General features: G+C 61.9%; 16 protein-coding genes and 1 pseudogene. 10 read left to right on the top strand and 7 right to left on the bottom strand.

The genetic code is table 11. From position 1 onward, the window contains the following. Window positions 1-5: 5 nt before the first annotated feature. From OR16_RS20675 to OR16_RS40500, 7 genes are all read right to left on the bottom strand, one after another. Window positions 6-746 carry an alpha/beta fold hydrolase gene (locus OR16_RS20675; protein ID WP_237717143.1) on the bottom strand — a complete coding sequence of 247 codons (741 nt, stop codon included), beginning with the start codon at window positions 744-746 and terminating at the stop codon, window positions 6-8. A 47-nt stretch (window positions 747-793) separates the two neighbouring features. Beyond that, a complete protein-coding gene (locus tag OR16_RS20670; protein ID WP_043420482.1) occupies window positions 794-1,708 on the bottom strand; it encodes an alpha/beta hydrolase in 915 nt (304 codons plus the stop codon). 11 nt (window positions 1,709-1,719) lie between these two features. Further along, window positions 1,720-2,529, bottom strand: a complete 810-nt coding sequence (locus OR16_RS20665) for an enoyl-CoA hydratase/isomerase family protein (RefSeq protein ID WP_006159905.1) — start codon at window positions 2,527-2,529, stop codon at window positions 1,720-1,722. Window positions 2,530-2,545: 16 nt separating this feature from the next. Further along, window positions 2,546-3,019: a hypothetical protein gene (locus OR16_RS20660; RefSeq protein ID WP_006159904.1), complete on the bottom strand. Its 474-nt coding sequence runs from the start codon at window positions 3,017-3,019 to the stop codon at window positions 2,546-2,548. A 30-nt stretch (window positions 3,020-3,049) separates the two neighbouring features. Then, window positions 3,050-4,003, bottom strand: coding sequence for a Bug family tripartite tricarboxylate transporter substrate binding protein (locus tag OR16_RS20655; RefSeq protein WP_237717142.1), 954 nt, complete (start codon window positions 4,001-4,003; stop codon window positions 3,050-3,052). Between the two features lie 66 nt (window positions 4,004-4,069). Then, window positions 4,070-4,846 (bottom strand): SDR family NAD(P)-dependent oxidoreductase, encoded by a 777-nt coding sequence (locus tag OR16_RS20650; RefSeq protein ID WP_043420469.1) that lies wholly within the window; start codon window positions 4,844-4,846, stop codon window positions 4,070-4,072. A 256-nt stretch (window positions 4,847-5,102) separates the two neighbouring features. Beyond that, a complete protein-coding gene (locus OR16_RS40500; protein ID WP_237717141.1) occupies window positions 5,103-5,285 on the bottom strand; it encodes a GMC oxidoreductase in 183 nt (60 codons plus the stop codon). Here OR16_RS40500 and OR16_RS41590 point away from each other — a divergent pair. From OR16_RS41590 to OR16_RS20610, 10 genes and pseudogenes are all read left to right on the top strand, one after another. Beyond that, entirely contained in the window at window positions 5,271-5,870 is a 600-nt protein-coding gene (locus OR16_RS41590) for a TetR/AcrR family transcriptional regulator (protein ID WP_202801093.1), read from the top strand. The genes OR16_RS40500 and OR16_RS41590 overlap by 15 nt on opposite strands. Beyond that, on the top strand, window positions 5,821-6,018 hold the full coding sequence (locus OR16_RS44900; protein ID WP_202801092.1) for a hypothetical protein: 198 nt from the start codon (window positions 5,821-5,823) through the stop codon (window positions 6,016-6,018). The genes OR16_RS41590 and OR16_RS44900 overlap by 50 nt, the downstream gene beginning before the upstream one ends. 78 nt (window positions 6,019-6,096) lie before the next feature. Beyond that, entirely contained in the window at window positions 6,097-6,690 is a 594-nt protein-coding gene (locus OR16_RS20640) for a TetR/AcrR family transcriptional regulator (RefSeq protein ID WP_006159899.1), read from the top strand. Window positions 6,691-6,848: 158 nt separating this feature from the next. Continuing rightward, window positions 6,849-7,661 (top strand): oxidoreductase, encoded by an 813-nt coding sequence (locus OR16_RS20635; protein ID WP_006159898.1) that lies wholly within the window; start codon window positions 6,849-6,851, stop codon window positions 7,659-7,661. A 132-nt stretch (window positions 7,662-7,793) separates the two neighbouring features. After that, window positions 7,794-8,258, top strand: a complete 465-nt coding sequence (locus tag OR16_RS20630) for a DUF2147 domain-containing protein (protein ID WP_050983043.1) — start codon at window positions 7,794-7,796, stop codon at window positions 8,256-8,258. An 8-nt stretch (window positions 8,259-8,266) separates the two neighbouring features. Further along, the gene (locus OR16_RS20625) at window positions 8,267-9,268 is read left to right on the top strand and encodes an NADP-dependent oxidoreductase (protein WP_006159896.1); all 1,002 of its coding nucleotides are present in this window, start codon (window positions 8,267-8,269) and stop codon (window positions 9,266-9,268) included. Between the two features lie 247 nt (window positions 9,269-9,515). Beyond that, window positions 9,516-10,205: a Crp/Fnr family transcriptional regulator gene (locus OR16_RS20620; RefSeq protein ID WP_006159895.1), complete on the top strand. Its 690-nt coding sequence runs from the start codon at window positions 9,516-9,518 to the stop codon at window positions 10,203-10,205. Window positions 10,206-10,323: 118 nt separating this feature from the next. Continuing rightward, entirely contained in the window at window positions 10,324-10,911 is a 588-nt protein-coding gene (locus tag OR16_RS20615; RefSeq protein WP_043420468.1) for an HD domain-containing protein, read from the top strand. 102 nt (window positions 10,912-11,013) lie between these two features. Beyond that, window positions 11,014-11,580 (top strand): MFS transporter, encoded by a 567-nt coding sequence (locus OR16_RS39905; RefSeq protein WP_237717140.1) that lies wholly within the window; start codon window positions 11,014-11,016, stop codon window positions 11,578-11,580. Next, window positions 11,526-12,695, top strand: a pseudogene (locus OR16_RS20610) (MFS transporter); the annotation flags it as partial. The gene OR16_RS39905 and the pseudogene OR16_RS20610, both read left to right, overlap by 55 nt. Window positions 12,696-12,709: the final 14 nt, after the last annotated feature.

Here is a 12,709-nt window from a genome sequence, read left to right as displayed (position 1 = left end):
GAAAGTCAGGGTTGGTTGGCAGTCTGTCCTGGCAGCGTCCGGATGAAGTTCGTCAGTGTTTGCGCCAACGCTTCCGGCTGTTCCAGTTGGGGCCAGTGGCCGGCGCCGGGCACCCTGGCCGTTGTCCCGTTTGGAAAACGTGCCGCCGTCGCTCCCACAAGTTCTTCACTGAAGAATGTGTCGTCGGTCGCAATGCAGAGAACGGGTTGGTCGACCGATGATGGGGACCCGCCGGCCGGATGGCCTCCGGTCCATGCGCGCAGTTGCGCAAGAGCCTGGTCGTGGCTCGTTGCGACCGTGCAGCGGACCAAGATATCCAACCCTTCTTCGTCCAGCGCCATGGCCAGGCTACGCTTTCCTTCGCGGATCGCGTCCTTGTCCTTCATGCCGGCGCGTGACATGAAGCGCTCCATGACCGGAGGCGGCAAGGCATAACCGCCCAGCGGGGCAGAAGTGACCAGGGCCAGCCCCGCTGCGCGAGACCCAAGACGACGGGCCACGAGCTCGCCGATCTGGCCGCCCATGCTATGGCCTACAACAACGACGGTTGCCGAGCCCGAAATGCATGCGAGATGCACTTCCGCCAGGACCGCGCTGGCGTACTGTTCGAGTTGCAGTTCGGACGTGGATTCCGGTGGTTGGTCTTCTCCCCATGCAACGCAGAGGATGCTCCAGCCGGGCAGTTCGAGTCTTTCGACAACGCGAGCCCAGACATCGGGGCCGTCGAGATAGCCGTGCACGAGCACAAGGATGCCCTCCGGTACCGCAGGATCGAGTGGCGTCGCTATACCCCTCATACGTGTGTCCCGGGCATCAGGTGTTTCTGATACCAACTCAGTGCGGCGCTGCTGGAAGCCTCGAACTCCTTGCGGTAGGCGTCGAAATGCCCACCGCCGATAATCCTGAGCTGCTTCGGCTCCACGGCCCGTTCATAGGCGGCCAGCGCGAGATCGGTTGGTGTCACCGTGTCGTGCTCTGCCACCACCATGAGCAGCGGCTTCGGCCCGATGCGTGAAATCCACTGACCCGGTTCATACATCTGGGACAGCCTTGTCGAGCGCACCGTAACGAATTCGCTGTGATCGACGCCGTCCGGAATCTCGAAAGCGTCATGGAACTCCATCATCTCCTTGGACCGGTAGACGGCACGCACGGCAGGGTCGAGACTCACCACACGCTGCATCATCGGCGCTTCCCCACGCAGCTGCGCAAGTTCGTCCTCGTTGAGGAGCGCTTGCTGAGCCGTGCGGGCGTCAGGTGCGACCCGTCGCAGGCTCTGTTCGTAGCCGCTGACGATAGGGACCTGTGCCGCCACCACCTTGATCCGGGCATCGGTCGCGCCAAGCACCACCGCGTGACCTCCGGCATAACTTGTTCCCCAAATGCCGATGCGTTGCCGATCGATGCCGTCGAGCGTCTCGAGGTAGGTGATGACACGGCGCCAGTCTGCGATCTGTCGCCAAGGATCGATATCGCCGCGAACCTCGCCGCCACTGAGGCCGAAGTTGCGATGGTCGTGGACGATCACGGAAAAACCGGCCGCCGCAAACCGCTCGGCGTACGCGCGTAGACCCCGATACTTGAGGCCGGAAAAGCCGTGCGCCATCGTGATCGCTGGAACAGGCCCCGTGCCGGCTGCCGCCCGGAACACCCATGCGTGGAGTTCAATACCGCCTTCGGCGGCGATGTAGTGTTCTTCTGCTTGCATAAAAAAGGTCCTCACTGCCCGTTGAATGAAATCTCCGGCCGGGCCACGCCCGCGTCGATCGCCTTGATCGCGGAGCTGACGCCACGCTGCACATCGTCGGTGGCGACCAACACCGAGACATGCTCGATCATCACTTCATCGGCGCCGCGCACGCCGCCCGCGGACCATGCGCCGAGCATCGATTTGGTAACGGCGTGTGCGCGCGTGGGACCCGCGGCAAGTCCTTCGGCGTGAGCGAGTGCCACCTCTGCGAGCTGCTCATCGGCCACCACCTTGGCGACGATATTCAGGGACAAGGCCTCTGCCGCGGTGATTTCCTCCGACAGCATCACCAGTCGCGCAGCCACGCTGCGGCCACAGCGCTCGGCGATGCGTTGTACGCCACCTGCCAGCGGAGAGACGCCCAGCGTCGCTTCGGTAAAGCGGAACCTTGCCGATTCGGCAGCGATGATCAGGTCGGTGTGCAGCGCAAACTCGAAGCCGCCGCCATATGCCCGGCCGTTGATCTGGCTGATGGTCGGGATCGGCAGCGATTCGATCGCGTTCAGGATGCCGTTCGAATAGCCAAAGCGTTCGCGTCGCGCGCTGTGTGTTTGGAGATGTGGCCACTCACGGAAGTCGCCACCGAGGCAGAAGTCATCGATGTTGCTGCGAAACAGCATGCATCGCGCACCCTCACGAACGCCCTGGCGCACCGCGGCCTCCAGCTCGGCATAGAGCGGGCGATTCAGCCGGTTTTGCGGCGGGCGGTTGAGCGTCACGATGGCGACGCCCTGGCGCAGTTCGCAGAGCACGAGCGCTGCATCGTTGGATTGCGTCATGTTTTCTTCTCCTCGTTTAAACGGTTTCCCAGATTTCGCCGAGCGATGTACGGTCGGTCAGCGTGCTTGCCACGGTGACCACTCGCCAGCCCTGGCCGGTGCGATGGATGTCGAAATGGACCGCGCGGCGTTCAATCTCGGTTTCGTCCGCACGTCGGCGCGACCAGATCACATCGATGGAGCCGGCGTTGCTGTTGTAGCCCTTCACATGGCGATCGAGTACCACGGTATGGGTGTACTGCTGCGCCTGCAATGGCTCCTGGTTCGCGCGAAGCAGGCCGATGACTTCGTCGCCGGTGAGCAGGCACCGCGTCATGTTGACCGACGCGGCGTGCAACGGCGCACCCCAGTATTCGAGGATTGCCCCGTCGTTCAAGGTGGCATCGGAACCCATTTGTACCCACGCAGGCAAGTAAGTCTCGAAGAACCAGCTATTCATTTCCCTGACGGCCGTGCGATCGGCTGTCATCGTGGTTGCGGCATTGGTCATGTTGCGTTGTCTCGTATGAGCGGGGATTGATCAGTCCAGTTTTGCGCCGGATTGACGTACGACTTCCTTCCAGACCGGGGCTTCGCGGCCGTATGTCGCGGCGATGCCCTGGGGGTCCTGGTAGCTCGGTGTCCAGCCGAGGTCGAGGATGCGCTTCCGGATATCCGGCTTCTTCAGTGCCTTGTCGATTTCGTCAGCCAGTCGCTGGACGATGGGCTCAGGCGTTCCGGCCGGGGCGGCCACGCCAACCCAGCCCACCGCGCGTAGCGTCGGGTCATTCATGCCGACCTCGCTCAAGATCGGGACATTGGGCAAGGCTGCCAGGCGGGCCGGCCCGGTCACCCCGATGGGCTTGAGCCGTCCGGCCGCGATGAACTGTGGCGCCTGTGCACCGGTGACGAATGAAAGCTGGATATTCCCTGCGACGAGGTCGTTGATCATTGGCGCTTCACCGCGGTAGGCGGCGTGCGCCATGTCGCCTTCAAGCAGGTCATTGAGCCGGCTCGCGCTGAGGTGAGAAATGGTCCCGACTCCCCACGATCCATACGACATCTTGCCCTTGTGGGCCTGCGCGTATTTGCGCAGGTCCGCAAGGTTGTTGACGCCGAGATGCGAGTTCACGACAAGCACGAGAGGGGCATCCGCGACTTTTGCAATCAGCGTCAGATCCTTGCCCGGGTTGTAAGGCAGCTTCGCATACAGGAACTGGTTGATCATCAGGTTGGAGCTCAGGGCCACGGTCAACGTGTAGCCATCTGGCGCTGCCTTGGCTACGGCATCCACGCCAAGGTTGCCTGCCGCCCCTGTCTTGTTGTCGACAACCATGGGTTGTCCAAGCGCGCGGCCCACCGGGTCTGACAACGTGCGCGCGACGATATCGATCGCCCCGCCAGCCGCGTACGGGGCCACGACCTTGATCGGGCGAGAAGGGTATGAATCGGCAAAGGAAATCTGGGTCAAGGCGAGCAATGCCGTGCCGAGCATGGCCGCGTAGCAGCGGCGCGATTTCGCATTCATGTCTGTCTCCATGTTGTTTGTTTGAAGTTCCGCTTACATCCAGCTAAGGACTTGTCCGCCGTCGACGGGAATGACTGCACCCGTCATGTAACGGCCGGCATCGGAGGCGAGAAGCAACGTCGCGCCGTCGAGATCGGAGGGCTCGCCAAACCGGCGCATCGGGATTCGCTTCATGATGCCGTCTTCGATGCCGCGCTCGGTGAACTCCGCCTGCATGTCAGTCTGGATGTTGCCTGGCGCCAGGGCGTTGACGCGCACACCCTTCCTGGCGAGTTCAAGGGCCATGATTTGCGTCAGATGTATGAGCGCGGCCTTGGACGCGCCGTAACTCGACATCTGGCCGCCGGCGCGCAACCCCGACGATGAGGCGATATTGATGATGCTGCCCTGGCCGCGCGTCGACATATGGCGTGCGGCCTCCTGGGCGACCATGAAGGCGCCTTTCAGGTTGGTGTCGAAGATGCGGGATACCGCTTCGTATGACTGGGAGGTAAAGCGCTCGATGTAGATGACACCGGCGTTGTTGAACAGGATGTCGATCGGCTGGCCGAGCTGATGCTCGGCTTCGCGCCATGCCGGCTCAATGGTCGACGGGTCGGTGACGTCGAGTCTTACTGCGCAGGCCTTGTGGCGCTCAGACCGTAGTTCGGCAACAACCGCATCAAGACGATCCGCTCGGCGAGCCGCCAGGGCAACGGCTGCGCCTGCTTCTGCCAGCATACGGGCAGTGTGTTGACCGATACCGCTTGATGCACCGGATATGAAGGCGGCCTTGCCTCGCAGGTCAAAGATGGAAATTGGACTAGTCATACACCTGTGCTTCTAGAATGTGGCTGGACTTCCATGGAGGTCTGGACGTCGCACGTGGCCGCTTGCATGCGAGTACGTGCGGCCGGCCCGCGCGCCTGTGATGCGCGGGGCCTGCCAAAAGCCTGTCTCCGAATGGTTTTCTGGAACGCCGTGCAATCGCGCGACGGTGTGGAGAGTCTAGTGGACCCGCTGGGGCGAACCAACGGTGCGTTCCGCTCTGCGGTCTGCACCTTGGGGAGGAGGAAAGGGGATATCTTCAGCGCGCTATTGGCGAATCCGGCACCGATGCCGGAGCGGCTGAGGGAATCTGCGCCATCGCGTACTCGGCTAGCGCAGTGATCGTCAGCGCCGGATTCACGCCAGGATTTGCCGGCATCGCGGCACCATCGCACACCAGCAAGTTCCGGTAGCCGAAAATATGCAAATGACGATCGATCACGCCGCTCGCGTCATCGGCGCCGATCACGGCACCACCGAGAATGATGCGCGCACCCGCCTAGCCGAGGCAGCGATTCGTCTGCCCACGACGAATGGCCCTTCCGAAGTGAGGGCCCGTTCGGTTTCGAGTGAAGCAGGGCTGTCAACGATGGGGGTCTACACGTACTTTGGCGGCGTGCCTGAATTGCTTCAGGCCGTTGCGGATGACGGATTTGAACGGCAGGCTGCGATCAAGCAGGTTGCAAACACAGACGATCCCATGATCGATCTATGTGCGATGGCTCTCGCGTGCCGTGACTTCGCGAGAAGCAACCCTCATCTGTACGACCTGATGTTCGGTCTGTCAATCCACGGCAGATATAGCCCCTCGCGAGGCACGCCGGAGTCGGAGTCGAGAGGGCGCTCGGCATCGTTCACCGCGTCCTACGCGTATCTGCATTGGGAGTGCACCCGCCTGGTCGAAGGCGGCATCGTGCGCAAGATCGATCCCGATCGGATTGCGGCCCAGTTAGTGGAGCGCCTTGCACGGATTCATCATGCTCGAATTCGGTGGTCACTTCGCGGCCATCGACGATCCATCTGCTGAAATCCTGGTGCCGATGTGTATCAACGTCGTCGTCGGGCTTGGGGCGGATCGCAAGCGTGCCGAGACTTCGGCCGCCAATGCAACAGCCGGATGGGGAGGTTCGCCGAGCGCTGAACCCGATGGCAAGCGAACCAGGAAGGCCGGTTGAGGGAACGCTGACTAGGCAGTTGTCGTCTGCGGGAAAACCGCAGCACACACATCGGGCAGATTTGGTATGATATAAATCATGCGAAATACGAAAATCAACGCTAGAAGCGCTGCCAAGGAAGCGTCGCACGAACGCATTGTGGCCGCGGCTGCCAGGGCGATCCGGCGCAGTGGTTATGACGGCGCTGGCGTCGCCGACATCATGAAGGACGCCGGGCTGACGCATGGGGCGTTTTATGCTCATTTCCCCTCGCGCGAAGCCATGCTGGCAGAAGCCGCGGATCGAGCGTGTGCGGAGTCCGCGGCCGTCGCGCAAGACGTTGTTGCTAATGCGACCCCCAGGACGGCCTTGGAATCCATGTGTCGAGCCTATCTGTCCAAGGAACACCTCGAACTTGTCGAGATGGGATGTCCCTTAGCCGCGCTAGGCTCGGAGACGCCGCGACAGGCGCCCGAAGTGCGCCGTGCGACGACTCGCCACGTCAAGGCGATGACGGACCTGGTCGCCCGACAATCTCCCGACTGGGGACAACCCGAGGCACACGAACAAGCACTCGTGACCATCGCTACCATGGTTGGTGCCTTGGTGCTGGCTCGTGCAGTCGACGAGCCGGCACTGTCCAATCGCCTGCTCGAAGCTGCGCTGAAACGCCTGGTCCCCCCTGGTATCTAAAATCTGAACTCTCGCTAATGCAACCCATTTCGCTCGCCAATTAATATGATGCGCATCATGCGAAATGACGATGACGCTCGTATTGGAGCGTCACGTCGAATCGCCCTCAACGCGCATCCCGGACGATCCCGAACTCCACACTCTGACGGAGAAACTTCATGAACATGCGCGGCAAGATTGCCCTCGTTACCGGGGCCTCCTCAGGCATCGGCCAAGCCACCGCGGAGCGGCTCGCGAAGGCGGGCTACAAGGTGTACGGGACCAGTAGACGCGCAGGCACAACCGGTCAGCGCTCGTTCGAGCTGCTGTCTCTCGACGTAGCGAGGGACGAGTCCGTCGATGCTGCCGTCCAAAAGGTGATGCAACTGGAAGGCCGTATTGATCTTCTCGTCAACAACGCCGGCTTCGGGGTCGCTCCGGCGGGTGCGGAGGAGAGCTCGATCGAGCAGGCCCAGTCGATCTTCGATACGAACTTCTTTGGGATAGTTCGTATGACACGGGCCGTCGTGCCACATATGCGTCGCCAAGGGGATGGCCGCATCATCAACATTGGCTCCGTGCTCGGCTTCCTGCCGATGCCTTACATGGCGCTATATTCCGCCACCAAGCACGCGGTGGCCGGCTATTCGGAAGCGCTCGACCATGAGCTGCGCACGTTGGGGATCCGCGTTTCGGTGGTCGAGCCGGCCTACATCAATACCCCTTTTGATGCCAACCTGATGAAACCCGATGCCCCTCTCGATGTGTATCGAGAGATTCGCGCGAGCGTGGAGAGGCGGGTGAAGGAAGTTCTCGTCAACGCGGACGGGCCAGAAGTGGTGGCCGACGTCGTGCTGAAGGCGGCCATGGCGACGCATCCAAAAATTCACTACGCCCCCGGCCTGGCAAGGCGCATGCGCATGCTGCGCAGGTTTGCGCCTACCAGCGTGCTGGATGCGGGGGTTCGCAAAGACCTGCGGCTTGAAGCGTAGCCGGTTACCCGCTTCGCGCGCTTTTCCATGTTGCACATACCCAGTCATCCAATCTGTGAGAAAGGAATGCCCATGTCATCATGCATCGCCAGGCGGCCACGCGCTGGCCAGGCAACGTTAACCGTTGAAGCCATGGCAACGCTTCGTTTGAAACAAGCGGCCGGCGTCGCTCTGATTCTCGCCGCGGCGCTCGCGGCGCCGCCGGTGCGGGCCGGTGATGCTTCGCCCGCTGGCCTGTGGAAGAATGTTGACGACGTCAGCGGCAAGCCGCGCGCGCTGATCCGCATCACTGAATCGAATGGAACGCTTCAGGGCAAGATAGAGAAAGTGTTTCCCGCCCCGAGCGAAGACCCAAATCCGAAGTGCGATAAATGCGAGGGCGCGAACAAGAATGCGCCGGTCATCGGCCTGGTCATCCTGAGTGGCCTGAAGAAGGAGGGCGAAGAGTATGTCGGCGGCCAGATTCTTGATCCCGACAACGGCAAGGTCTATCGCAGCAAGGTCCGCCTGGCCGACGATGGCAAGACGCTCAGCGTGCGCGGCTACATTGGCGTGCCAATGCTGGGCCGCTCGCAGACCTGGGGGCGTCAGGAATGAGAGCGACCATGAAAGCATTTCTTCTCGATCGGTACGGGAAACAGCGCGCGTTGCGTTGCGCGGAGGTACCGAGCCCGAAGCTGGGTGAGGATGAGGTCATGGTCCAGGTCCATGCGGCAGGTGTGAATTTGCTGGATTCCAAGATCAGGGACGGCGAGTTCAAGCTGATCCTCCCCTATCGCTTGCCCGTTGTCCTGGGTCACGACGTGGCCGGCGTCGTAGTCGAGGTCGGTTCTCGCGTCCGGCAGTTCAAGCCGGGCGACGAGGTCTATGCCCGGCCTGATGATTTCCGCATCGGCACCTTCGCCGAGTACATCGCGGTGAAGGAAGCGTCTCTGGCGATCAAGCCCAAGGCACTCAGCATGGAAGAAGCCGCATCGATCCCCCTGGTGGGGCTGACGGCATGGCAAGCGTTGATCGAGAAGGCCAATCTGAAGAAAGGACAGAAGGTATTCATCCAGGCGGGTTCCGGTGGCGTAGGCACATTTGCGATCCAGTTGGCCAAGCATGTTGGCGCCACTGTAGCCACCACCACGAGCAGCGCCAACACCGACCTGGTAAGAGGTCTTGGGGCAGACGTCGTCATCGATTACAAGAAAGACGATTTCGAGAAAGTACTGCAGGGCTACGATGTTGTCCTCCACAGCCAAGACGCAACTGCGCTGGAGAAATCTCTGCGCGTCCTTAAGCCCGGCGGAACACTCATCTCGATCTCCGGACCTCCCGATCCCGCTTTCGCACGTGGCATCGGAGCACCGTGGTTCGTGAGATCGGCTGTTCGTCTCCTGAGTTACGGAGTCCGGAAGCGGGCGATACGTCGTGACCTCAAATATTCATTCCTGTTCATGAAGGCCAGCGGGCGCCAGTTGAGCGAGATCACTTCACTGATTGATGCCGGCGCAATACGGCCGGTATTGGATCGGGTTTTTTCATTTGATTCGACCAACGAGGCCATGGCCTATGTCGAGAAAGGCCGAGCCAAGGGAAAGGTCGTCGTCCGGGTCAGGTAGGCGCGATTTCCGGTTGGTTCTTTTCGGACCCTGCTCCACTGCATGAATGACCAGCCGGGGAGCAGAAACCGCATGCCGCCAGCGAATGCCCAAGGGCTGATGCGATCCCTCATTGCGCAGTGCCAACCAAGCGACCAGATATGCCCTGCCTCCAGCTTGATGTGAATGGAAGCCATGCCCTCGCCGTACTGAAGGCGGCGATGCGCAGACCGGGCGGCTCGTCCCCCCGGTAACAGAGCATCCTCAAATGTCGACGCCATACAAAGAGCTGCTGGGCATTTTCGGCGACCCATGGTTCGAGTCGCTTGAACCGGCGTCGCAAGAGGCATTGCTAACGCAAGGGCGCCCGTTTCGTGTCAGAAGCGGCGAGTTCGTTGTGCGCACGGGGGATCCGGCGAACGGGTTTTTCGGCGTGGTGAGTGGTGCTCTCGCTGCCTCCTCGGTCCTTGAAGACGGGCGGCAGATGATTTTCGGCTTGCTCGAGCCGGGGGATTGGTGCGGCGAGGCATCGTCGCTCGACGGATTGCCCCGCACGCACGACATCCATGCCGTGCGCAACGCCGACGTGCTGCACATCGCGCCACCACTGTTCGAGCAATTGATGCTGAATGCCCGGTTCGCACGGGCGATTGCGGTCCTGCAGACCGCGCGCACCCGAACCATGTTCAGTTTCTTCGAGGATGCGGCGCTGCGTAGCACGCGCGCTCGCGTCGTGCGGCGATTGCTCAGGCTGGCGCGCGGCGACGCCCCGGCTTTGCCCCGTTCCAGGCGGATGATTCCCATCACACAGGAGACCCTCGCGATGATGCTGGGCCTCACCCGCCAGACCTTGTCCCTGGAGCTCAAGGCCCTGGCCGCGACGGGTGCACTGTCGCTGTCGTACGGCCGCATCGTCATCGAGTCGGAGCAGACGCTGCGCGCGCTCAGCGAGGCCTGAGCACGGCGCCGCGAGCGACTGACCCTAGGACTTACCCGTGGAATGTCAGCTGCATTGCATTCGCGCGCGCATGCCCATCCGTACCATATGCAATCCTTCATCACACTGGTTGACACCCATGACTGAGCGCGCAACATTTCGCAGATTCCAAGAAAGCACGGCCCAAGATTGGATGGCAATCGCGGGTGAGTTTCAATCGTTCTCCCAAGGGCTAGCCGACCGAGTCCTTCATCACCTGAGTCTGCTTCGGGGCGACTTTGGCGGCTTTCCTGTCGACCGGCTTGACCACTCCTTGCAAACTGCAACCCTGGCCTTGCGCGACGGTCGCGATGAAGCGTACGTATGTTGCGCCTTGCTGCATGACATCGGCGACACCTTGGGAACCTTCAACCACCCGGACATTGCCGCAGCGGTGCTGAAGCCGTTCGTGAGCGAAGCCGATCACTGGATGGTTCAGAACCACGGGATCTTCCAGGGGCACTACTTCTTCCATCATCTGGGCATGGACCGCGACATGCGCGAGCAGTTCGCCGGGCATCCGCACTACGACCGCACGGCGGAGTTCTGCGAGCTGTATGACAGCCCGGCCTTCGACCCGACGGCCGAGACGTTGCCGCTTGCGGAGTTCGAGCCGATGGTGCGCCGCCTGTTCAAGCATCCCGTCAACAGCATCTACAAGAAAGCGGCCGCGATGGCCGAGACCTGACGGGGCCTTGCGGACCGGCCCCGCTCGGCCCTGGTCATCCCACGGCACGGCCCTGATGACTGATACGGCCCTTAAATATAAGAAGAATGTTGGAGACCCACGATGAACCGAACCGCAAAACCCGCCCTAGCAGGTCCTATGGACCATGCGTATGAACTACGCAGGGAGAAGATGTACCGGAAGATCACGTGGCGGCTGGTTCCGCTGCTTTTCCTGGCCTACGTCATCTCGTATATCGACCGGATCAACGTCGGCTATGCCAAGCTGCAGATGAGCTCGGACCTGCACCTGACCGATTCTATCTACGGACTCGGCGCGGGCATCTTCTTCGTCGGCTATGCGTTGTTTGAGGTGCCCAGCAACATCTTCCTGATGAAGATCGGTGCGCGCCTGACGATAATGCGCATCATGGTGTGCTGGGGCCTGATCTCCGCGGCGACGATGTTTGTCACTACGCCCTCGCAGTTTTACATTGCACGCTTCCTGCTGGGGGCGTTCGAGGCTGGCTTCTTCCCGGGCATTGTGCTCTACCTGACTTTCTGGTTCCCGGCAGCACGCCGCGCGCGCATCATCGCCTTGCTCATGAGCGCGACGGTGGTGGGCGGCCTCTTTGCGGCGCGGGCATCTTCTTCATCGGCTACTTCCTGTTCGAGGTGCCGAGCAACGTGATCCTGCACAAGGTCGGCGCGCGCATCTGGATCGCGCGCATCATGATCACCTGGGGGGTGATCTCGGCGGCGATGATGTTCGTCACCACGCCGACCATGTTCTACGTGCTGCGCTTCCTGCTGGGGATTGCCGAGGCAGGCTTCTTCCCCGGCATCATCCTGTACCTGACCTACTGGTACCCGTCGCACCGGCGCGGGCGCACCACCACCTTTTTCATGACCGCGATCGCGCTCTCCGGCGTGATCGGCGGCCCGCTGTCGGGCTGGATGATGCAATCGTTCGACGGCCGCAACGGCTGGTCCGGCTGGCAATGGATGTTCCTGCTGGAAGGCTTGCCCTCTGCCTTTCTAGGTTTCGTTGTCTACGCCTGCCTGTCCAACTCGCCTGAAGAGGCCAAGTGGCTGTCGGAGGACGAGAAGCGAATGATCTGCGTCGAACTGCCCACGCAAGCTGCCCCTCACGCCTCGACGCCGGCGCTGGAGGCCGCGGGTGCCGCACTGCGCGACCCCAAGGTCTACCTGCTGTCTTTCCTGTACTTCGCGGCCGTTTGCGGCGGCACCACCCTGAGTTTCTGGATGCCCACGATGATCCAGAGCTTGGGCGCAAAGAACATGCAGATCATTGGACTGATCTCCGCCGTGCCTTATGCATTCGCGGCCCTGGCCATGATCCTGTATGGCCGCCACTCGGACAAGCGAGCCGAGCGTCGCTGGCACTACGCCGTGGCGGTTGCCATCGGCGGGGTGGGGCTGGCGCTCACAAGCTGGACCGGTGCCTACATGTGGCTGTCGGTAGGGTTGATCGCGATCGCGATTGCCGGCTCGGTGTCGGCGCTACCGGTCTTCTGGGCGGTCGCGACCGCCCAGTTGTCCCCGCAATCGACTGCTGCAGGCATCGCGATCATCACCAGCTTGGGCAACCTGGCCGGACTTGCGTGCCCGTACGTGCTAGGGGTGATCAAGCAATCCACCGGCAGCCTGACCGGCGGGCTGTTCCTGATCGCCGGCGTCATGCTGGCCGGCGCCTTCGTGATGATCGGCAGCGGGTCGATTCGCCCCCGCGCTGATCATCGATCGCTTCCGGTCGGGAAGATGTCGGATGTCTCCGCGCGCTGAACAATGACCCAGGA

Origin of the sequence: Cupriavidus basilensis OR16, assembly GCF_000243095.1 — a bacterium.
Lineage (GTDB): Bacteria > Pseudomonadota > Gammaproteobacteria > Burkholderiales > Burkholderiaceae > Cupriavidus > Cupriavidus basilensis_D.
Note: the sequence above shows the minus strand (reverse complement) of the source record. Positions and strands in the feature narration are given on the sequence as shown.